Source organism: Pseudomonas sp. OST1909, from assembly GCF_015277575.1.
GTDB classification, from domain to species: domain Bacteria; phylum Pseudomonadota; class Gammaproteobacteria; order Pseudomonadales; family Pseudomonadaceae; genus Aquipseudomonas; species Aquipseudomonas synxantha_A.
Window position 1 is genome coordinate 1,542,352 of sequence record NZ_CP063780.1, and the last position, 22,047, is coordinate 1,564,398.

Below are 22,047 nucleotides of genomic sequence, written 5' to 3' on the forward strand. Positions count from 1 at the left end.
TCGCTGGGGCGTGAACGGCAGGAATGCTTGCCCGCTATCAAGTCCGGTTTTTACGTGCCCCAGCCCGCTTCAAAGCGGCGCGGGTCAGGTCCCGTAGCCACTGTTTATGACGGTATCCCAGCTCGTTGAGTGTGGTGTCGTATTGCGTGGTGCTCATGAAGGCGCCGGATAACACGCTGGTCTCATCCAACTCCAGCGCTTGAGCCAGGCTGCGCAGTTTTGCGCGTAGGGTTTCTTTATCCGTCGCGGGCAGGTCCTGCGAGCCTGCGTATTGCTGTTGCAGCGCTTGCAGTTCGTCGAGTTGAGCATATTTCAGGTCGAAGGCGGTGTCATTGTTCCATTTGGCGGTTGGGTTGTGCTGCTCGAGGTAACGCTCCCAGCCGTTGTCCAGCAGCATCTGATTCACCAACCCGTCACCTTCTTCAAGCCTGGCGACTGCGTTGGCCACTTTCTCGATCTGTTCGGGTGTCACGTCAGCCAGGGTACGATAGGTCATATGGGTCGATAACCACGGTAGGTCCAGTCGGTCTGCCAGTGTGCTGCGATAGGCCAGATGAATGCCGGCCTCATCGACCTCTCCATGCTCGCCGTCGACGACCTGCGACCATAGCCGTTGCCCCTTCCCCCCCTGTTCTTTGGGTTTGAGGCGCTGGGCGATATCTTCACCAATGGCTTTGCCCATATAAGCATCGCGCGCGGCTCCGCGGGCCAATACCACCAGCCTGGCCTCAAGCTCCGCCGGTGATGTGCTGGTCCGATAGGCTTCGCTGGCGAGTACTTCGATGCCCAGTTTCTGAAAGATCAGCGCGCCCGCATCGGGGCACAATCCAGGGTAGCGGGTATCCTTGAACACGCGTTCGCGCAATTCACTGTCGGCTTCCACTGCTCTGAGCAGGCGCCAGACTCTCTGGCTCAGTTCAGGGTGATTGCTATGGTAGGCCAAGCGGTCCTCCTCGGCTTGAAACGCATCCGGCTCCTCAAGGGACTTGATCACTTCAAACAAGCCCTGGGAGCCCGGCTCTTTTTCAATCTCATCCCAGAGTTGCCGGTGGCGTTCAACCTCTTCAGGCTTGATGTAGGTGAGCCAGGGCGTGCTCTCGCCTTTGGGGGCGTAGAAGCGCAGCGGGTCCAACCCCACGGACTCGCGGTATTCGGCGAGCAAGTCTTGAAAGTCCGAGGTGAGCTTGCCCTGGTCCAGGCGTGTACGAGCGATGATGTCGGCATCATCCGAGCCTGGCGCCACATGGGGTAACTGGGTAATCGGGTTCTCGCTCAGGTCCAGTTGGAACCCCCGGGCGCGTGATTGGCCCACAAGTCCGGCAGGCCAATCCTTGATGTGTGTGTCGCGCAGGTTCAGCAAGGTCAAGTTCGGCATCTGGCTGATATCCGGGGGTTGTCCCAATGGGTTGCCGGCCATCTCAAGCTGTTTGAGGCGCTTGAGGCGCTTGAGCGTGGCAATGGCCGAGTCATCCAGCATCAGGGCATTTTTTTCCAGGTGCAACCGCCGCAGGCGTTTGAGGTTGCCGAGGGACTCGGGCAGCTTGGTGATGCGGTTATGGCTCAGGTCCAAGTCACGCAGATGAGGGAAGTTGCTGAGAAAGGCGGCGTGACTGTCTGAAAAAGCGCAACCGCGCAGGTCCACGTCGCTGATGTGGTTCAGCGGCACGCTAAGGGTAGATAGCTCATCGGGCATGTTGGTGTTGAATAAATCGAGGGCGATCCCGCCACGATGGTCGAAGCTTTCGTCCAGGTGAACCGTCAGGCCGTTGCTCCAGCCTTCGTAGAGGCGTATTGCGACTTCGGATCGACGTTTGCGTACTTCCGGCTCCAACAGTGTCGATTCCCTGTGGGTCGGGCCCTTGATGTAGGCATTGAGCTGCTGGAATAGCTGCTGTTTTTGCGACTCCATCTGCGCCAGTGTCTGCTCGCCTTCGAGCGTCCCCAGCGTGCTGGATAAGCGTCGGACGCCGTCTTCGCTCATGTTGGGGAGGAGCAATTTGATACGTTCGGCAATCGTTTTTGGCCGCGTGTTATCGCTGTCGGTTCGGCTCATCTTGCAGCATGCGCCGCCGCCCAGCAGCACTTCGGTTTCGGCGGCGGGTTGCATCCGCACGGGCGGTTCGGCCAATGCCAGGCGTCGTTCGGCCGGTGCCTGATTGTGCTTGATCACCCACTGCCTGAACCGCTCACCTTCGCCGACGGCATAGGGCGGGGTGCGTTGCGGAACCTGCGCCAGGGTCCAGAGCACAGATTCGTACAGGTCGGCGGTGTGGTTCAGCGGCCTGGCTGCGGCATCGAACACTTCATAAGCCCCTTGAGCGTTGCGCACCAGGGTGCGCGCCTGTGGAGCATCGCTTTCCCCGACGCTGCAGCGCAGGGGGCCGGTGGGATTGTTGTCACGTATATCGATTTTCAGGTCACTGAATGAGTCGCTGTGTAAACGCAGGGTGTTGAGCAGCAACCGTTCGCTTTGCGCCGACGGTTGCAGGGGAGGGTAAAGCCCTTCGACTGCACGGCAGGCCTTGTTGTCGAAATCCAGCTCTCGCGCCAGGCTTTTGAGGCGCAAGGGCAGGCGCTGTTCATCGGTCATTGCCTTTAATTCTTCAGGCCATGCCTGTTTGAGCAGCGCTTTGGCGCTGCTCAGCGCCAGCTCGGGAAAGGTCTGGCGCAGCAGGGCTATGTGCGGATCGCTGCTGGCCTGGCCCGATTGATAGTGACTGTTGGCGATGTGTCCGCCAAAGCCATCCACGTAATTGGCTAATTTATTGCGCAGCGCCTGGGTCCGTTGGGCCTTGGGTAAGGTTTCGCCCAGCAACGTATTGACTTGCTGTTCTTCGAGAAAGCCCAACACACGCTCAGGCAGTTTGGCCGCCATTACGTCGGCCAGGCTGATGGTCAGGGTATCGCCTGGCAGGGCGGTGGTATCCCCGTATTTGCGCGACTGCCCGCTCAGGTTACTGTTGTGAAACACCTCCAGGGCTTTGCTTGGCGGCCAGCCGGGGAGTTCTGTGACGGCTTGTTCGAACCAGTAGGAATACGGTTCGAGTGTCTGGCCTGTGCGTATCCTGCTGGCCGATTCTTCGGCAAATCGGCCGGCGCGAAAGCGTTCGAGGGTATCGACCAGCAGCGGCGGGGACGGTTGGTTGCGCACGTACATGTGGCGTAGATGGTCGGGCTCGCTGCCACTGATGATACGGATCTGTTCGAGCTGCTCGGTCGTGAGCGCCTGGGTGGCGGGGCTGATACGGCGCATCAGCGTGTCATCGTCCCAACTGCGCGGTTGTTCGCCTTCATGCACCCAGGCACCGTTGCCATTGAAGCGTACTTTCGGTCGGTAGGCTTGCGGTCGGTTGGGGTGCATGATCCGGTGGTAGGGCAGGTGCGGGTCAGGCTTGACCTGATAGTGTTTGCCAGCATGTACCAGCCAGTGTTTTTGAGCATGCTGATACAAGCCTTGTGCGTCAGGCTCGATGCCTTTGGCCAGCCTGATGCTGTGCTGGTAAGGCGCAAGATCCGGGGCCCACAAGCGTTTTTCGCCGCTGGCAAGCTCCACCGGGTGCAGGCTTTCGACGAAGGGCGATAGCCTGAGGGCGAGGGGCTGGCCGATCGCTCCGGCCGCCGCCCATCCCCCCAATTGCACCACCGTCTCCACTACCTCCATGACGTGACCGATGGCTTCCAGCCCTTTGCCCTGCGCCCAGTCAACGATACCTTCGAACACATCGTTGGCCACCTGGTAGGCGGTGTAGGCGAGCATCAACTCGCCCAGGAACGGCACGAACGGGGTGACCACCAGTAGCGCGGCATTGAAGATGTCCGACAGGATCTTGCTCAGGTTGTCCCACCAGGCCCAGCGTGCCATCAGGTCTGCATAGGCGGTGGTGATGGCAATTTCCCGGGTATCGTTGACGATCTTGTTGAGTTTGACCCGGTACAGGTAATGCCACAGCGTATCGGGCTCGGAGCGGCCTGAGGGTGGGCGGTTCTGGTAATCGTCAAAGATGTTTTGCACGCTGAAGTGCAACTGCGGCGTGTCGACTGCAAGGGTTTGCCAGCTGGGGCCGCTGTCGGTGCGTGCCTTTTGATGCCACTGCACTTTGTACAGGCGGCTTTGCAGTTCAGTGAAAAAATGCCCGCGTTGTTTGTGGTCGATAAATTGACTGAAGAATTGCCGGTAGGTCGCCTTGGTCGGCGTTTGGCCTGTTGCATCGAGGGGCGAGGGGCTGTCGCGCAATTGACGCGTCAACTCGTTCATGAAGGCGACCGGCGAGGCGTATTCCTTCAACGGATGCTCGGGGTCCTCGGGGATGTAGGCGATCAAGCGTTCGAGGTGTTTGTCGCGGCCTTGTGGCGCAGCAATCAGCAGGACACCGCTCAACCGGGCAGCCAGCAGGCTCAGGTTGTAGTACTCCACAGGTATGCCACCCAGGGATGGGGTGGGCTTGCCTTCTACGATATCAAAGAGCAAACGCCTCGCATCGGCTTTGATGTGCTGCTGTGAAAAGGCGATGCAGGCGGCATTTTTAAGCGAGGCTTTGTCGCAGGCAATCACGTTGAGCCGTAGGGTCTCGGCCTGAAGCTTGTTGCTGAAGCCCAGGATGCTGGATAACCGTGTTTGGTATTGCCGGCCAATATCGAGCCTGCGGCACAAGGTTTTGAAACCCTGCGCCGTCAAAGGTTGGCCGCTGGTGTTGGAGGTCAGCGCCAGGATGTTCCGCTGGCCGCGAGCGTCGGCGCTGGACAAAAACGCATAGTCGGCAAACTGCTCACGGGCGCAAAAGTTGTGCAGTGCCGCATCCAACAACGACACGGTTCGGCTGGTCACACCTTTGTGTACGCCAATGACCCACCAGCTGTTTTTAGCGGGGGCATAAAGACGAATAAAGGTGTTTTTTACATCAATATTGCCGTATTCCCGTAAGGCTTTTTTGAGCAGAGGCTCGGCGAATGCATACACGTCCTTTATGTATTTGAGTTGTTCATCCAAGGCGTTCCTGGCTGCCCAATGTTCGGCCATCGCTTCTCTCGGGACAGGGTCTGGAGGCACGTCCAAAGCCTTGAGGCGGGTATAGACAGAAGGGCTGGCGGCCCGCACTGCGCGAACGCGGGTCAGTGTGGCAGTGCTGAGCCAATCCGGAATTGCACGCTGGATAAAATCAAAATGAATGCCCTGTTTGGCGTGGCTGGCAGCGTGGAGGTAGGGGCGTTCGAGTAGCATGGTTGTGGTGCCTTTGAATGAATAGTCGGATGATCAACTCGATCTACACTAATCACCCCACGAAAAGGGCAGGCCTACATAACCACTACATCGCCCTTGCCGCTGACGCACGGTCTGTGGTCGGTAGTGCGTGGAGCCACTAACGGGTCGCGATGGTAGACCGGTCTGCCCCTCAACGGTCAATAAAGCCCCGCCCCAGGAACGGGCAGGGCCAACACCGATCACGGCATTACAAAGCGGCTTTCAAACCCACGACCTTTATGAGGGCATCAATCAAATCATCCAGTGTTGCGTAACGTTTGTTTTGCAACTTCGACCAATGATCATTATCAATATAGAACTGCCGCTGAGCATCATTTTTAATAGGGGTGGAATATATTTTTAAATCACCGGAACGGTGGAGTAGGGTGGCTTGAGGCGACGAAGCCTGTTGCTCAACCACGAAGTCACCTGCCGATACCAACCGCGCTCGGGGCGAAGCCGTAGCGGGGACAAATGTCAAATTGACTTCTTTCTTAAGTGCCTCGATCAACTGTTCGACCGTCTGGAAGCGCCTATTATCCATATTCCAACGTTTAATAAAGAACTTGTTATTGATGAAGTCCTGTTCAATAGGCGTGCGAACAATCTCTCCGTTTCCGGAATTGTGGACCAACCAGGTCTCAAAAGATGAAGGCCGTTCGATCAGGGCGTACTTGGCCTTGTTCAGCCGTGCGCTCGGCAGGCTCGCAGCGGAAACGTGGGACATATACGCATCGCCACTAAGTGCCTGGCTTACCTGTTCCAACGTTGTGAAACGTTTATCTTTCAATAGCGGAACTCTTCAATAAAGAACTTCCCTGTGTCGTCAATTCTAATAGGGGCGCTCTCGTTCCCTCCGAAAGGGGTGCGGTAGACCACATTGGCTTCGGTGTTTGAGGGTTGCTCGATCAGGAAGTCGTCGACATTTCTCAGCCATGCCTGATCCGTTGCAGTTCTAGACGGCAGCGCGGGCGTACCGGCAATACCGACGTGCAACTTGAAATCACTGCGCAGGGCTCTTGTTCCGGAGGCGCCCGGCTCGGGCCCGACGATAGTCCATCCTCCCCGCTGCAAAGGTAATGCCTGGGAGGGAGGGACATCGAGTATCCTCAAGCTGACCGCTTCCTGCAGTTGCGCGATGCCCGGGACACCCAGGAACGTATCGCAGTGGGAGTCGCCTATGAGCGCTACCCAATTATGCGGGCCCTGTGCCAACTGGTCGGCCTTGATTACCTCATTGGCGAAATAGTTGAAAAGGTTCGTGCGGGCGTTGTTCGTGTTCATGCCTTTAACGTGATAGCTGGCCGTACAATCGAGCGCACGCACGCGAATGCCTGCCTTGTTCGCGGCTTTGACCACATTGGTGTAAGTATCGTCGCCGGTATAACGGGGCATTCGGCGGGCATCTAGCTGTTTCAGATAACGTTTCAGGTTTTCCGGCATTGTGCTCGTGAGGTTAAAAAGATCCAGCTCTGCCTGATGCAGGTCGGTGAGCAGGTGCTCCAAGTACAATGTCTTGACGCCCTTCTGCTTCAACAGCTTCATATACTTGATCAGGAACCGTTTGCTGTAAGTATGAGAATGGACTTCGCCGATGAAAAGTCCCCGTATCTTTTTACACAGTTTCTCGATAAACGCCTCCTCAGTGGTCGCCGTGGCAAGGTCAGCGAAGTCGGCGCGTGGAGGTGGCGTGTATTCGGCAAAAGCTTTTTGGGCGGTTTCACCCAGGCTACTGCGTTTTTGCTTGAAAGCCTCGAATGCCGAATGGTCTGGGGCTCCAGTTGCAGGTGGGCGGGGCGTGTTAAAGCTGTCACGTGTAAGCAGCATGTCGTTCAGCGTTGGTTTATGCACCTCGGGCAGATCAAACTCGCTGTAATGAGAGGCAGATGGGGGGGCTTGTACCGCTCTCGAGGGACCTGCCGTCGGTAAGGTTTGTGAGGCTGGGGCCATTGTCAGCCTGTAGTCACCCCGGGATAGCGAGGGGGAGAATGTATCAGGCAGGATGCTCTCTACTTGGCCTGGGGCAACCTCCTCCACACGCAGGGCGACGGCATTCTGCAAATCGGCCAGGCCCGGCACCTCGTTCGTGCTCCCTATTCGAGCCTCATCAACCAGGGCGATCCAGCCATCTTCGTTTTGCCTAAGGGCTTTGTGGGAATAGAAGTTTCTAAGTTGGTTGGTGCGCGGAGCAAACCGCTCTAAGTTAGAAAGCTCCAGCACGTGTTCCATATGATAAGAACTTGAGGCGTCCACGCCGTCGATCGCGATCTTGTTCTTGTGGGCTTCAATCATCAGTTTACGGTAGGTAAAAGGCGCATTCTTGTCCCAGCCCAAGCTTGTGTCGACCTGCTCCAAATGCTTCTTGACCCGTTTCAAGGCATACGGGACATTGCCCGGGGTTTCGCCGTTGATGATTTTGAGTTTGTTCCGGAAGACATCTGCCGGCAGGTTTTCGATGCACACACGCCTGAGTCCTTGCGCTCTCAAGGCCGGCAGGCTTTCGATCAGTAATTGCTTACTGGCAACGCTGGCGTTGGGTGCGCCAATGATCAGCCTCATTTTGTGTCGGAACAGAGTGACAAGCGCAGTAGACCGGTTGGAATCCTGCGCTAGCTCCGGTAAGCCGGTGCGGTCCGGGCGCGCGGGAGGCGAGGTGTAAAGCGCTTGCGCATCTTTAGCCAGCTCATCCACCTGTTTGGAATAGCTGTCGCGTAGAGGCTTCAAATGAACATAGAACGCCGGAAATGCGTTCTCTTGAAGGACGTCGTCCGGGTGGGCGAGGGTTTCCAGGTACTCAAGGTCGAGCGCGCTTCTGAAGTACCTCCCTTGCTCGGGCGCAATCTCGTAGGGCACCAGTGACTGGTCGACCTCCTCCTGCAGTGGCATATGCGTCTGTCTGCTCCCTCCTCCCTTAATCCCGGAGCGTACCCAATTGCCATCGGTGTTCTTGATGACCAAACGTGTAGTCGACTGCATTTGCCCGGTGACTGGGTCATAGCGAAACAGCAGATGTCGCCCCAGAGAATCTGGTGTGTTCTTGATCCAGAGCGGTTTGCCCTTGAACATTACCGGTTGCATTCCAGCAGCAATCCCAGGGTCAATATCGTTGACCAGCGTGGCCTGCTTTATCGCTTTCGTCACCGGCCGGACAGGCAGTGCTTTAAGGGCCGGGCGAAAGTCAAACAGCACAGCACCGCCCACATTGGCCAGGTAGCCGATGTAGTGTTTCAAGGCGCCAGCCGTGTCCCCCTGTTGGTAGGCACTGATGGCGAGCATCGCGTCCTTGAACGCCAGCAAGCCACCCAGGGCCAGGCTCAATACGGGAAAAGGGATGGTGGCGATGACGGTGACCAGTTCGACGCACGTCCAGAGAATCCCCGTGATCATCTCCGTGCGATTGACCGTGGTGGCAATCACATCATCAATTTTTCGCTGCAACACCATGTTGTAGAAGTCATTGCGCAGGTCGGTCAGGGTTGTGGCGGGGGTTGTGCGGTCATAGCGCGCCGGGCTGGGGGTCGTACGGTCAATCGTCTCGGGCAATCCGTCGCGGGCAGTCTTCAGAAATGTTCCGATCCGTACTTGGGATTGAACCGGCACCCGCCCTTGCAGGTAACCCGACACGCCGTCGACTTTTTTCAGCCAGTAGTTGAACAGCTTTGCCTCACGAAAGCTGATGCCATCGGGAGCATTGGGGGTGTAGAGCAAAACCGGGTTGCCTGCATGGCTGAACAGGTAGTTGCCGATTACCCAATCGCCGTCAATCGTCAGGCGATGTACCTGATAAGTGGTGCGGGTCGCAGCCACCGTGCTGCCAAGGCTGTCGATGGCACGCTCCAGCCAGGTCAAGTCTACCCGGGCGATCAGGCCACGCAGGCAGCAATCGAGCGCCGCGTATTTCATCTGCAGTTGTGTAATCGCCAAGGTGGCGTCGCGGCGTTTGGCGTAACCGGGGCTGCTCGCGCTTTGCAATTTGGCGCGCACTTCGTCGGTGTAGCGTTGACCGATCCATACACCGGTCACCGACCGTGACACGTTTTGCGGGGTCAGGGGCCCCAGGTCGATGCCCTCCGGCCCGCTGAACGTGGCCGAGGTGGAGAATTTCGGGTCGATGAACCCGATGTTATCCGTGTAACCGTCTCTGTACAGCCGGGTATAGGTGATGGGCTTGGGCAGGTCACCCAACAGCGGCCACGGTGCCGAAATGTATACGGTGTCCGGGTCAACATCATTCTGAGGGCGGCCCAGCAGCGTATTCAGGCTGAGTTTGGCCTTGTCGTGCAGATAGGTATCGAAGGTAATGAAGTTGGCTTCAGAGTCGGGCAGGGCGTTATAGGTGCGCAAGGCACCTGCGGTATCTTCGGCAAGGCTGGTCAAACGGACTCGGTCTGCCGCCTGGACCGAGCGATACCATGGCGGCGTGCTGTAGTCGTAGTCGTCCTGTGCAGCGCTTTGCGCATGCACGACCATGGCGTCCAGGCAGACCGTGTGGGAGCACACAGGGCCGAATGTCACCTCTTCGTGTTCCTTTGTGTCGGGCTTGAAGCCTAGCCCTGCGAGGAACGTGCCCATCTTCGGGCGAAAACGCAGCGGGCATTGTTCCAACAGGTAGTCGCTCATGGTGCGACCCTTTAACCGCGTTTTGTCATCGGCCCAGCCGAGGATATGCGTCTGGCATTCGCGCTCGGTGGTGAATGCCAGGAACTGTCGCTCGCGTGGCGAATCCGGGGTGCACAACAGCGAACGCCGGATTTGGCCGTTGGCATCTTCCTCGCGCAATAACCACAGGTCTTTGAGTTGCGCACCATGCAGCAGCACGGTGCGTGCGCACAGGAGCGGGTTCGTACCGGCCCGCAACGTTTCGAACAAGGTATGGTCTGCCTGGCTCAGGTCGCCGCGCAACCGGGCGACAAAGGCAAGCAACACCAGGCGATGATCAAACACGTCGCGAGCAGCCTTTTTGAATTCAGTCTTGGCCTGCATTTCTTTTTGTAGCGCAGCAAAGTCCAGGCGCGGTTGCAGGCCTGGTTCGCGAAGCATGTCGAGCAGACCCTGCGCATTCAGATCGGCATGGTCGCCTTGCAGTGTCGCGTTCGCATAGGTGAGGGTGGTGTTGGCCAAAAAATCAGAGCCGGGCAATTCGTCGCCGGTGTGCAGCCCGTCATAGCTTAACTGCACCAGATTGCGGGTCTGCTCATAGGTGCCGACATTGGCGACGTTGCGGCGAGTGGTGATGTTCAGGTGGTAGGGGTTCAGGTCGTGGATTTCCAGCGCGTCGTCCAGATACTCGGTCAACTGGAAAGCCGTCAGGGCTTGAGGCGAAGCGACAGGCCCCAGCAGCTCGATATAGGTCGTCCGAGCCTGATTGTAGTCCTGTATGCAACGATTCAGGGTTTGCTGGTCCGTCGCTGCCGCGTTGCGATACCAATCCGGCAGGCTGTTATAGACGCTGCGCTCCAGTAGCTGCTGGCGCCTGAACGCCAAGCGTGACGACAAGTCTGGCAGCGCTGCGGTCACCGCGTTGTCCAGTGCTGACTTGAGCAGCGTTGCGTCGTGCAGCGGGTTTTCAACCAGGCTCAACGCCCATTCGATGTCCTGGCTGCGCTTGTCGATGATCGCGTTGTAGGTATGTTCGAACAGTGGCTCGCCGTCAATGGGCAGCAATTGCAAGGGCCAGATATCGTCGACATCCAGCGCCTGATAACGCACAGGCAGGTGCCGGCAGAACTCCTCGCGACCTGCCGGCAACGCCAGCGTCGCCTTGAGTCGCTGGTCGAGTTGCGCCAGCGAGTCAAAGGCCTCCAGGCCTCGGTTTGGGGTGAACAACAGGACCTGGCCGAGGTTTTCTCCCGACGTCAGGCTCTCTACGACTGGGTTGGATTCGCGCGTAAGCACAAAGGCTCCGGCGAACTCGACGGTTTTATCCTGGTAGCTGAAGTTGAGCGAATACATTCCCGGTCGATAGGTCGGGCCTCGGGAGCAGTCTTCAACCATGCGCTGTTCGGCGGGGCTCAGCAGGTAATCGCGCACATCGAGCTTGGCCTGCTGTTCCAGCGCGCCAAGGCCTGCCGCCTGCGCAAGGTAGCTCTTGCGGCCTTTGTCGCCAACGGTGCTGACTTCATCAAGACCTAGCAGGTGGGTGTTCAAGTCGGTTTTGAGCTGGGCGAGCAAGGTCTTGCCGGCTTCTTGGGTGAGGTCTGCCTGCGTCAATGCCTCAAACAAGCTGCGTGACCGCGCCAGCAGGACGGTGTTGGCGCTGATCAGGGTGGTGTTGAGTTTTTCCAGCGCAAGCAGTTCGGGTGGTAATGCGACAGGCTCCTGGGTTTGCGTGCGCAGGTCCGGGTCGATCTCCAGCAGGTGCGTGCGAACTTCCTGAAGCGTCGGTAAGGTTGGAGCGGAGGTTGGCGTGCTCATGGGCATCGTCCTCATGCTGATGGAGTGAACCCTCAGCATGAGGTTTGAGCGGGTTGTGTCGGCGGTAACTATTCAAGGGACCGGTCAAGGTATCGTCGGTAATGACTGGCGCTTGAGCCCAAAAGCGTCGCACCAGGGCGCGATCAGAGCGGAGCCTGGGCGGAGGGGCCTGGTGCTGAGAAGTCGATAGGGGTTGTTTGTGGCGCTGTAGCGGGAATTCCCAGGCGCTCAAGGCGCTTTGTTAGATAGCGGGAGCTCGTGAAGAAGGCGCCGTTTCTGGGGGATACGTATGACAGCCAGGAGTCTATGTGAATGTTATTTTTTAATGCGTACATCGTAACCTCCTCCCGTGTGATGGGCGTCGTTCTCAGGCTTTCCGGTCGAAGATGCAACCTGTCCCAATCCAGAAGATGTTGGTCCGTGATCTTGCCATACCCGCCCGATGGACGCTTGAGCAGCCTGATTTGTCGGGTTATGCCGAGGTCGGTCAATTCACCGCTTTTTGCAATGTACCTTGCCCACACTGTTGGGTTGATACGATGTGTCTGTACAAAGGCGTCTGCGGCTGCCGTGGTTTTATCACCGAGCCCTACCCAGGTGCTGAAAAGCTCGTCTTTAAAAGGTTCGTACCCTTGCGGGGGGGCTGGTCTGATTCTGGCTAGTCCCGCCGCGTTTATTTCGCCGCTTTGCCTTACATATTTGTTCCACGTCTTGACTGCGACCGCTCGGCTTTTGAAAAAGTCTGCGGGGTTCAGCGTTGTCAGGGGGTTGGCTGACTGGGCATTGGCGGCGACGTGAGCGTTCCAGTCCCTGAGAGCAACGGTGACTGCGCTGTCGACTTTTGGCCCTCCGCCGGGCACACGGTTCAGCGTGTCCAATGCCCAGGATTGGTTGGCCAGTTTGCGCAGCTTGAAAGACGTGCCCCCGCCGCGAGGGGTGAGTACCGGGACGACCAGCCCATGGGGGTCGTAGAGGTTGAACGAGTTCTGAATTCGAAACACCTGCTCTTTACCTTGCCCATCGGCGGCGTGGACCAACCAAGTGGGGGGATTGCTGGTGGTGCGATAGATGCCTGTGCCTTCGGACAGAGACGAGCCGGCCGGAATGCCATCCTTGACCACCAGGGCGGGAGACTCTTGTTGGAAGGCTGCCTCATAGGCCGTCAGGTCGGGCTTGCGCGTGTTTTTCGCGGGCCTGAGTAGCATCTGTAACGGCTTGATACCAATACCGGCGGTGCGTGCAGCTCCGCTGACCGTGGTGGTGGCTGTTGCGAACTCGAACAGGACCTGTCCGCTCCTCCTGCGTATAACCAACCCTGCAACGATTTGCCCCACTTTGCGTAAAGCCTGGACCGTGGTACTTCCCATCTGGCCCAGCCACTTGAAGGCGGAAGATGTCAGGTGCCCGGCCCAGGGGAACCCACCTAGCACCGTCATCACGACTTCAACGCTGAACATCACTTTGTTAAGCGTGGACTGGTAGGTCAATTCCTCGTTGGTCACGCTTTCAGTATCGGTTTTGTCCAGCAAATACAGGTGGTTTTGCCGGTACAGCCCCTCCAGTACATCGCCTGGATAGGCGATCAGGCGATGATTGAGCAAGCGGGTGTTGGCGGGTAAACGTGCCTGCAGGTAAGCCTGCCAGGCCGAAGTGCGCATCAGTTTGATCAGTTCAGCTTCGCTGGCGACTTCCCTGAGCTCCACGCTGTCGGGCGAATGCGGGGTATAGAGCACCAGCATTTCATCGACGGCGGTGGAGAGTATCAAAACGCCGTTCACGGTTTGCCCGCCGCGTCCCTCGGGAGCGTCGTTGGCGGGGTTGAACATCAGGGCATTGGCGATGATTGCCTGCCCGTCGACCGGTTGGCGTGCCTTGGGGTCGGTAGCGGCGAGCACTGCCGCCATCCAGGCGGCGCCTTTCTTTTGGGCGGGGTCACTGGCCAATACTGTGCTGTAGGCATCCGGACTCAGGCGGGCCAACAAGGTTGCATAGTCCAGGGTCGCCGCCTGGCTCGCCATCCAGGCTTTTTTCACGGCCGTCGCGGTCTGGGGGGCGAGGTGTTTTTTGAGGACGTTCTCGGTGTACGCGTGACCGATGTTCAGCTCTTTGACCCACAGTTCGAGGCGTTCCTTGTCCACGGTGATGGCTTTACCTTGGGCGTCACGTAGCCAGTTGCCCTGCGAGGTGGTCAGGGTGGCTTCCAACGTGTCGTCTTCTGTCCACGATAAGCTCCTGGTCCATGGTTTGTTGTTTTTCAGCAGCAGGTTGGTCAGGCTTATGGGGCTCGACCTCACAGTTTCATGTACTGAGCCAAAACCGGCACCGCCACTGATTCGGGTTCGCGTGGTACGGATGACCATCGTCTGGTCGGGGTCAATGCCCTGTGTGGGATAGTCTGGCAGGAACGCGCGTATCTTCACTAGCACCTGTTGCCTGGCATACTCGGCCAGTGTGGGAATCAGCGCGTTCCATTGTTTGCTCAGTTCGTTCTGTTTCTCGTCTGCGGTGCGTAGCTGGTCTTGCAGTGCCTTCTGGTCCGCTGGGTTCAGGCGCTTTTCCCAGTCTGGCCGCCAATGCTCCAGCAGCCGCTGGTTGCGTGCCACAAAGGCCTCTGCCATGTCCAACAGCTCGACCAGTTCTACACGGCCGTTGCTCTGGGGATCCGGTTCACCCTCGCTCAGGCCCAGGATGGCTTCGATATCAGACTGCTGCTTGTCCAGTAATGCCTGAATGCTATCGGCGACAAAATCACGGGCTATCGGTGCAAAGGTGGTGCGTAGGTCACTGCCCCATAACCCGGTTTTGCCGCGCAGTACCAGCAGCGGCAAGCTGGCGATCAATAACCTGCCCGTGTCGCCACCGCTATCGATGCGTGCCTTGAGGGTGTCGTGCAGTGTTTGCAGGGTGGCAAATTCTTCAAAGCCCTGGCTCGGGGTATACAGCACTACCGTACCCGCTCCAGCTTTATGGGTACTGAGGTTTTTGTGCCCGTAGGGCCAATGGGGAAGTACCGGGCGGGAGTCGTCGCTGGAGGTCAGGACGAAGCTGCCGGGCAGGCGCGCACCCTCTGCGTCACCGGTGTTCAGTGTTAATTGATACACCCCTGGCCGGTTTGCGTGGCTGAAGCGGGCTTCACGACGGGCCTGGGTCGGGTAGTGCAGCGCGTGATCGATCAGCCGTTTGGCCTGCGGGCTCAAGGTATTGTCGGCCATACCCAGGCGCGCCTGCACCTCCAGGGCTTGACGGTGCACCTCTATCAGTCTGGCTTGTGGGCAGGCCAATTCAGGCGCTATGGGCGTCTGCCAGTAAGTGGTGATGTGCGCGGTCAACTTGGCCAGCAGGGCTTCTGCCAGGGCCGTCAGTGTGCCGGTGTAGGGGATCTGGTCGGCAGCGCTGAAAGCCGTGGCGCTGCTGAAGACGCCTTCGGTGTGGCTCGCTTGTTCCTGGGGTTCATCTTCCCAGCGCAATAAGGTGCAAAGCGCCTCCAACAAGGTTTGCGAGGATTCAAAATGGCGCTGGCCGTCGCTGTCGGTGCGGTAGCGGTTGACATACAAATCGACCGGTTTGGTTTCGTGGGCCAGTTGCGGGAAGGTCTCCTTGAGCAGGGCTGACAACACGCCCTCCAGCGAAGGGTGTTTGTCTGGGGCCAGTACGTATTCGATCTGCTGGTTGAGTGAGTTCCAAAGCTGTATCAACTGCGCCTGTTGTTCAGGGTCTGGCGGGGTGTGGGCGAGGGCGGGCAAGGTCATTGGGTCTACCGGCGCAGGCAGGCGGGCGCGCAAGCTTGGGCTACCCTTGAGCGGCAGTGCCAGGGTCGCGCTCAGTGCGGTCGCCAAGGTGTCAAACGTGGTAGGGGTGGCGCTGAAGGCTTGGTCGATATCGGCATCTTGCTGGTCACGCTGGGCTTGCAGGCACGTGCTGAATACAGGGCCGGTAATCGGCGTGTAGCGCAAGTGCTGCCCACTGCGTAATCCTTCGTCGGCAAGGTGCCGCTGGCTGAGCGCAATGTTGATAAGCAGCCGGCTTTTATCGGCACCCGTCACCAGGCGTCTGCGCAGGGTGTTCTCCAAGGTGACGAAATGCTCGAATACCTCAACCCCGAATTGCGGGGTGTAGAGGACCGCCGGACGCGTCCCGTGCAATTGTTCGGTGAGTACGAAGCAGCCGTTCAGCGCCGCCGACCATTCGGGCTGGCGCGTTGAGTACAGGGTGATCGTCACCACCTGTGGCCGTGTGGCAGTGCCCGAGGTCTCATGGCGCACCAGGTTGTCGATCAACTGCCGGCCTTCGGTGTGTATCTTCAGGTGGGCCTTGGCTGCGGCAACGTTCGCCAGGGCTTGAGCGTCCGTGGGTTTTTTCTGCAACGCCTGCTCGGCCTTTGTGACCTCTTGCAGGGCGTCGTGGGTTTTCAGGTCCGACTCAAGCACGAACACTTCGCGTTGTTTTTGACTGATGGCCTCCAACACACTCAGCGCACCGGTGGTTGCCTGGGTAGACGTCCAGAACACATCGAGCCTGCGCGCGTACAGTGCCAGGCTGTCATGGTGCAGGTTGCTGATCAGTTGATTGAAGGCCGTGACCTCAAGCGCCGATATTTCGCCGTCGCGACCAGTGTCGTGAGCGCGTGTGTAGAAGCCCACGGCCTGCTCGACTACGCCGGTTTGCGGTGCCTTGGCATGCTCGGTCGGTATTTTGCCGGTGGCAATAGCCTCTTGCATAACCTGGGTCAGGTTATGCGTTCGGGTGACACGGGGCTTGGATTCGAGGCGGTCTGGAATGTCCGTTGTCGGGGGGGCGTACACATACTCGTTCAGGAAAACTGCATCGGGATCAAGCGGGGTACCGGGCACAAGGTTGGCCAGTGCCTGGCGCAAATGGGCAGCCATCAGCGTGGCGAAGTCCGGTTGGGCATCGAGCAGATGTTCAATGGCGGTGAGACATGCCGGTAACCGATATAGCAAGTCTTCGGGTGGCGGAAGGGTAAGTGACGACATAACCTGGGTTTCCTGTAGAGATAGGGTGACGGCACCCCATGTGAATCGAACGATCGACTCGACCTACACTACTTACCCAGGGTAAAGGGGCGGCCATACATAACCACAGCATGGGCCTTTCATCTCTGCATTCAGCTGAGGTTTGCTGGAACCAGAGGCGCGCCTGGTTCCAGCTCGCTTGTGCAATGGGAGTGAGGGTTACAACCCGGCGGCAACCATGGCCTCGCGGGTCAGGCGGCGGCCCAGTTCCTGTTCGTCGTAGAAACTCTTGAGAAACAGGCTCAAGTACAGTGCATCCGTCATAGGCTCGCGAGTCAGGACTTGCTCATGGGGGACATTCAGCGCGTCTGCCAGCTCGAGCAGGCGCTGCCGGAGTTGGGTACTGGTGGTCGAGCTTTTGCGCTCCGGTGGCAGTTGTTCATTGGCGGCCCAAGCGTTTTGAGCCAGGCGCAAGTCGTCGATGCTTTCACTGGCCTGTTGATGCTGGCATTTGATCTGTCGGAACGCCTCGGGACGGGTATTGACCAAGTAGTCTTTCCAGAAATACTGCTCAAGCATTTGGTTCACTAGCCCGTCGCCTTGCTCCTCCTCGATGACCTTGTTGTAGGCATTGACCAGTTGCGAGGTTGCGACATTGCCAGCATGGCGGTATAGCATGTGATCCGCCAGCCAAGGCAGATCCAGACGCTCCTTCAGGCCGGTCTGGTAGGCGCTGTACACTTCGACTTCATCCAGGGTGCCCGGAACACCGTTGACCACATCGGTGGTCAGCCGCAAAGGGGGACCTTCTCTGCCATCCTCATTGAGTGTGGAGGTGTTGAGGCGAGTCTGGATGTCTTTCTTGGCGATCTGGTTGACCTTGTCCAACCGGGCCTTTTGCTTGGCCAGCCGTACCAGCGCATCGGTCCGGGCTTGAGGGGTCGGCTCGCGCCATGCCTCCAGCTTCATGGCTTCGATACCCATGGCGTTGAACAGATGGGCGCCCGCATCGGCGCAGTGGGTCGGCATAGCGCTCAGGTTGAACAGCGCGGTGCGGGTTTGTTCGTCGCTGTCGGCGGCCCTTAGCAGGCGCAAGACATTGGTGCGCAATTGTCTGAGGTTCTGGTTGTAGCGCACCAGGTCGGCCGGGTCGTGGACGATCTCGGGGGCGGGTGGTCGCTGGCTTCTGATGACTTCAAAAAAACCCTGTGAGCCATGTTCCCGTTCGAGATCGTCCCAGATTTCCTGCCATCCCTGGCGTATTTCGGGTGTCAGGTGTTCGAGCCAGAATTGACTGTCCAGCTGGCCTCGGGGGGGATAGGTGCGATAAGGATCCAGGCCCGCGGCACGCCGGTAACTGACCATCCGATCCTCGGCGTCGCGTTCCAGCTTGTTGTTGTCCAGGCGTGCACGTGTCACCAGTTCGGCTTGCGCCGAACCGGGTTCGACAATCGGTACTTGGGTGATTGGCGTATTCAGCAAGTTCAGGTTGAAGTCGGGCGAGCGAGGCAGCTCGAACAACCCTATCGGCCAATCACGAATCTGAGTGTTGTTGAGTGCCAGTATGCACAATTCCGGCATGCGGCTAATGTCCGCCGGTGTGACCAGGTGTTCATTGTGCGAGAGGATCAATACCTTCAGGTGCTGCAATTGCCTGAGGTGTTCCAGGTTTTGCGCACGCCAGCGAATCGGGTTTTCGGACAGGCCCAGATGGGTGAGGCGACGCATACCGCTGAGGGCCGCAGGGAAGGTCATCAGGTGCTTGCCGGTGATATCCAGCATACGCAGGTTAGGGAAATTGTGCAGGAACGGGCTGTCGGCATCCGTGAAGTCGGTGCCTGCCAGGTTGAGGTTGGTGATGTGGTTCAACGCGGTATCCAATCGGGGAAAGTTTTGTAGAAACCCGTAGATGGTTTCTCCACGCAGGTCCAGTTCGCTACCCACTCGGCGCTCGCCGAAGTCCGTTTCGTAACCTTGGGCCGATTGCTCCCAACTCTGCTGTATGAGTGTGCTCAGTCGTTTCCTGAACAGTTGCTCCGGCAGTGCTGCGCGACGCTTGCGGGTACCGGCGGCTGGCAGCTCCTGCCAATTTTCGAGTGCATCGAGCAGGTCTTTTTTCTGGGTTTCAAGCTCAGTGAGCAGACGCTTTCCCTCGGCCGAGTCCAGCGACAGGGCATAGGCCGCTACATCTTCTTCGGAAAGTGTCGGATACAGAGCCTTGAGGCGCTCGTCTACGCTGGCACGCCCCAGCCTACGGCGCAGGGCGCTGACTATTGGATGTTGCAGCAGATCCTGGATTTCCAGGGGGGCGACGGTGAAGACCGGCGGTTCGGCCAACACAGCGCGGCGTTCGGCGGGTGGTTGCAGGGTACGTGTGAGCCACTGGCGCAATGCCTCGCCGTCACCCGGTGCAAAGCCCAGGGTGCCAGGGGGTACGGCTTGCAGCACGGCTTCATACAGGTCCCAGGTGTTATCGCCGCTGGCTTCATGGCGTGCATATCGCCCTGGCGCTGTGCATACCAGCAGCGTATCGGTCACCGCCTCGTCCGGACCGACACGGCAACGCAGTTGCCCGCTGGGCACTTGCTCGCGGATACTCAGGCGCAGGTTCGCGAACGCGTCGCTGTGAATCCTCAAGGCATTGAGCAGCAGCCGTTCGGTATCGGGTGTGGGCGCGTTGCCCGGGTAGAAACCTTCGTAGGCGTGGGTGGTTTGTGCTTCGAACTGCAATTCCCTGGCCTGATACTTGAGCCGTAGCGGCAAACGCTTCTCGTCATTCATCAACTGCACTTCCGCCGGGCGGGCCTGGTTCAGTATCACTTGGGCCAGCGTGTCGGGCAGCTCGGGGAACTGGCGTTGCAGCAGTAACCCGTGGGCGCTTTTCGACTGGCGTTTGAAACCGTACAGGTGCTCGAAGATGTCCTCCTTGCGTGTGGTTATGTAACGGCTCAGCTGTTCACGCAGGATTTGCACCCGCGCGTCATTGTCGGCGGGCAAGGGCTGGTCGAGTAGAGCGGCAAGCTCGGTTGTGTCCAGAAAGTCTACGACTCGTGGGATTAGCCGGCCTGCCAATAACGCTTCACGGCTGATGGTCAGCGTCGATTCCTGAGTTGCCTGCATTGCGCCATGGTGCATCGGCTCGCCGCTCAGGTCGGCGGCCTCGAACACCGCGACGGCTTTATCAGCCGGCCAGCCAGGCATTCGCGTTACCATGTCGGCGGACCAATAGGCGGCTTCACCGTTGTCGGCGGAGGGTTCGCTGAGAGCCTCGATCTGCTGCCGCAGTTTCAAGCGATTCAGGGTATCGCTCAATAGCGGCGGCGGTGCCTGGTTTTCGGCGTACATATGCCTCAACGCGCCGGGTTCGGTGCCACTGATATCGTATAACTGTTGCAGGCGTGCAGGTGGCCAGGTGGCGGTGATGGGGCTCAGGCGCTGGAGCAGTTGTGAGTCGTCCCAGGCCCTGGGTTCTTCGCCCTCCAGCACGACGGCACCCTGACCGTTAAGCACCACCTCGGGACGATAGGCGTGCGGGCGTTGTGGATGGATGATCCGGTGCCGGCCGGTGTCGGTTTCCTCGCTGACCTCGTAGTGCTTGTTCTCCAGGCGCAGGATTTTTTTGCCGGCGTGCGAGTGAAACCCATGGGCATCGGCTTTCGAACCGGGGGCCAGGGTTACGGCTTTTTGTTCATAGGGGCTCAAGTCCGCATGCCATAAACGGGTTTTGCCGTCAGCCAGCGTCACAGGCTTCAAACCCTCGACAAAGGGGGACAGCTTAAGATGGGCCAGTTGCCCGGCGGCGCCGAACGCGATCAGTTGCACCACGTTCTCCGTCACCCCTGCCACATGTTCAATGGCCTCTATGCCCTGGCCTTCGGCCCAATCCAACAATCCTTCGAACACCTCGTCGGCGAGTTGGTAAGCGGTATAGGCCAGCATCAATTCGCCCAAAAACGGAACGAAGGGGGTCACTACTAATAGCGCCGCGTTGAGAATGTCCGAGAAGATTTTTTCCAGATTGTCCCACCAGGCCCAACGTGCCATGCGGTCGGCGTAGGCGGTTGCGATCGCCAGTTCACGGGCATCGTTGAGGATTTTATTGAGACTTTGCTGATACAGGTGCTCCCACAGTGGCGTGCGTACACGCGTCACGCTGAACTGCAGGTTGGGGTTGTCGATGGGTGTTTCACGCCAGGTCGGCTGTGGATCGCCGGGCGCGTGCTGATGCCATTTCACCTGGCTCAAACGCGTGCCCAACTGGTTGAAAAAATGCCCCTGGTACTGATGCTCGACAAACCGGCTGAAGAATTGCTGATAGTCGGGCTGGCGCAGTTGCCCCGTCAGTGCCTGCATGAACTCCACCGTCGAGGCGTAGCGCTTGAGTGGGTGCTGCGGGTCATCCGGGATATAGGCGATCACGGGGGATGCCTGGCGACTGACTTCCAGGTCGGCGGCAATCAGTACCACGCCGGTCAAGGTGGCATCCATCAGGCTCAGGTCATGGCAGTGCGCGGCCTTGCCGTCGAGCGTCAGGTGTTGCTGGCCCTTGACCCAACCTGTGATCAACGCATGATCCAACGCCTGGATATCGCCCTTGATCAACGCCATGCGAGCGGCCACCGTGAGGGCGGCCTGCTGGTTGAGTAACACCTGGGCGCGCAGTACCCCTTCGACCACAGGTGCGGTGCGGCCGAGATAGTTCTCAAGGTGCTGTTGGTACTGGGCGCCGATGTCCAGGCCGCGAACCAGCGTTTTGAACTGCTGGATCGACAGCCGGGCTTTCAGGGGGAGGACTTCGAAATGGCCCAAGGCGTCGGGCTGGGTGATGAATTGCGAATCGGCGGTGAATGTCTCGTTGTCGGCAAAATTGTGCAGCGCCGCGTCCAGTAGCGACACCGTGCGGCTTTGCACACCACCTCTGAAATCCACGACCCACCATGCCTGGTTGGCCGGAGCATAGAGCCGCAGGTAGGTGCTGCGGACATCGACATCGAGGTTGTATTGCTGTATCAGCGCGGCTTTCAACAACGGTTCGGCGAAGCCTTTGAGGTCGGTGGCCGGGGCGAGTTTCTGGTCAATGAGGGTTTGGGTTTTCCAATGTTCGGCAATCGCGGTTTTCAATAATTGATGCTGGTGGGGCGAGGCGCTTTTGTACCAGGCCGCAATAGCTTTTCGGCTGGATTTCAAGGCGCTGACACGTGATGCCGACAGCGTCGTGATCCAGTCGGGCAAGGCCTTGCGAATGACGTCGTAGTGCTGGCCTTTATCTTCGTGTGTAGAGGGGGCAATGGCGGTCATGGCGTATGTCTGTAGTGGGACGGGCACTCAGATTAGGCTTGCGCAGGGGAGCACCTGGCAGTAACTGTCTATCGACACTGGGTGTCGGGCAGTCTGTAGCGTCGATGGCTCTATCACACCGAG

General features: G+C 58.7%; 5 protein-coding genes. All 5 read right to left on the minus strand.

The features are described 5' to 3' along the window. Window positions 1-37: 37 nt before the first annotated feature. The 5 genes from IH404_RS06780 to IH404_RS06800 all read right to left on the minus strand — a co-directional run bounded on the left by IH404_RS06780 (window position 38) and on the right by IH404_RS06800 (window position 21,924). Entirely contained in the window at window positions 38-5,218 is a 5,181-nt protein-coding gene (locus tag IH404_RS06780) for a DUF6543 domain-containing protein (protein WP_194440178.1), read from the minus strand. Window positions 5,219-5,447: 229 nt separating this feature from the next. Then, entirely contained in the window at window positions 5,448-6,029 is a 582-nt protein-coding gene (locus tag IH404_RS06785) for a hypothetical protein (protein WP_194440179.1), read from the minus strand. Continuing rightward, the gene (locus IH404_RS06790; protein WP_194440180.1) at window positions 6,026-11,653 is read right to left on the minus strand and encodes a membrane-targeted effector domain-containing toxin; all 5,628 of its coding nucleotides are present in this window, start codon (window positions 11,651-11,653) and stop codon (window positions 6,026-6,028) included. Before IH404_RS06790 ends, IH404_RS06785 begins: the two co-directional genes overlap by 4 nt. Before the next feature lie 143 nt (window positions 11,654-11,796). Then, window positions 11,797-16,647, minus strand: a complete 4,851-nt coding sequence (locus tag IH404_RS06795) for a hypothetical protein (protein WP_194440181.1) — start codon at window positions 16,645-16,647, stop codon at window positions 11,797-11,799. Between the two features lie 198 nt (window positions 16,648-16,845). Next, entirely contained in the window at window positions 16,846-21,924 is a 5,079-nt protein-coding gene (locus IH404_RS06800) for a DUF6543 domain-containing protein (RefSeq protein ID WP_194440182.1), read from the minus strand. Between the last annotated feature and the right edge of the window lie 123 nt (window positions 21,925-22,047).

Bases quoted from the DNA above. Each gene is read 5' to 3' on its own strand.
- IH404_RS06795 (WP_194440181.1), bottom strand. From the start codon at position 16,647: ATGTCGTCACTTACCCTTCCGCCACCCGAAGACTTGCTATATCGGTTA.
- IH404_RS06790 (WP_194440180.1), bottom strand. From the start codon at position 11,653: ATGAGCACGCCAACCTCCGCTCCAACCTTACCGACGCTTCAGGAAGTT.
- IH404_RS06800 (WP_194440182.1), bottom strand. From the start codon at position 21,924: ATGACCGCCATTGCCCCCTCTACACACGAAGATAAAGGCCAGCACTAC.
- IH404_RS06780 (WP_194440178.1), bottom strand. From the start codon at position 5,218: ATGCTACTCGAACGCCCCTACCTCCACGCTGCCAGCCACGCCAAACAG.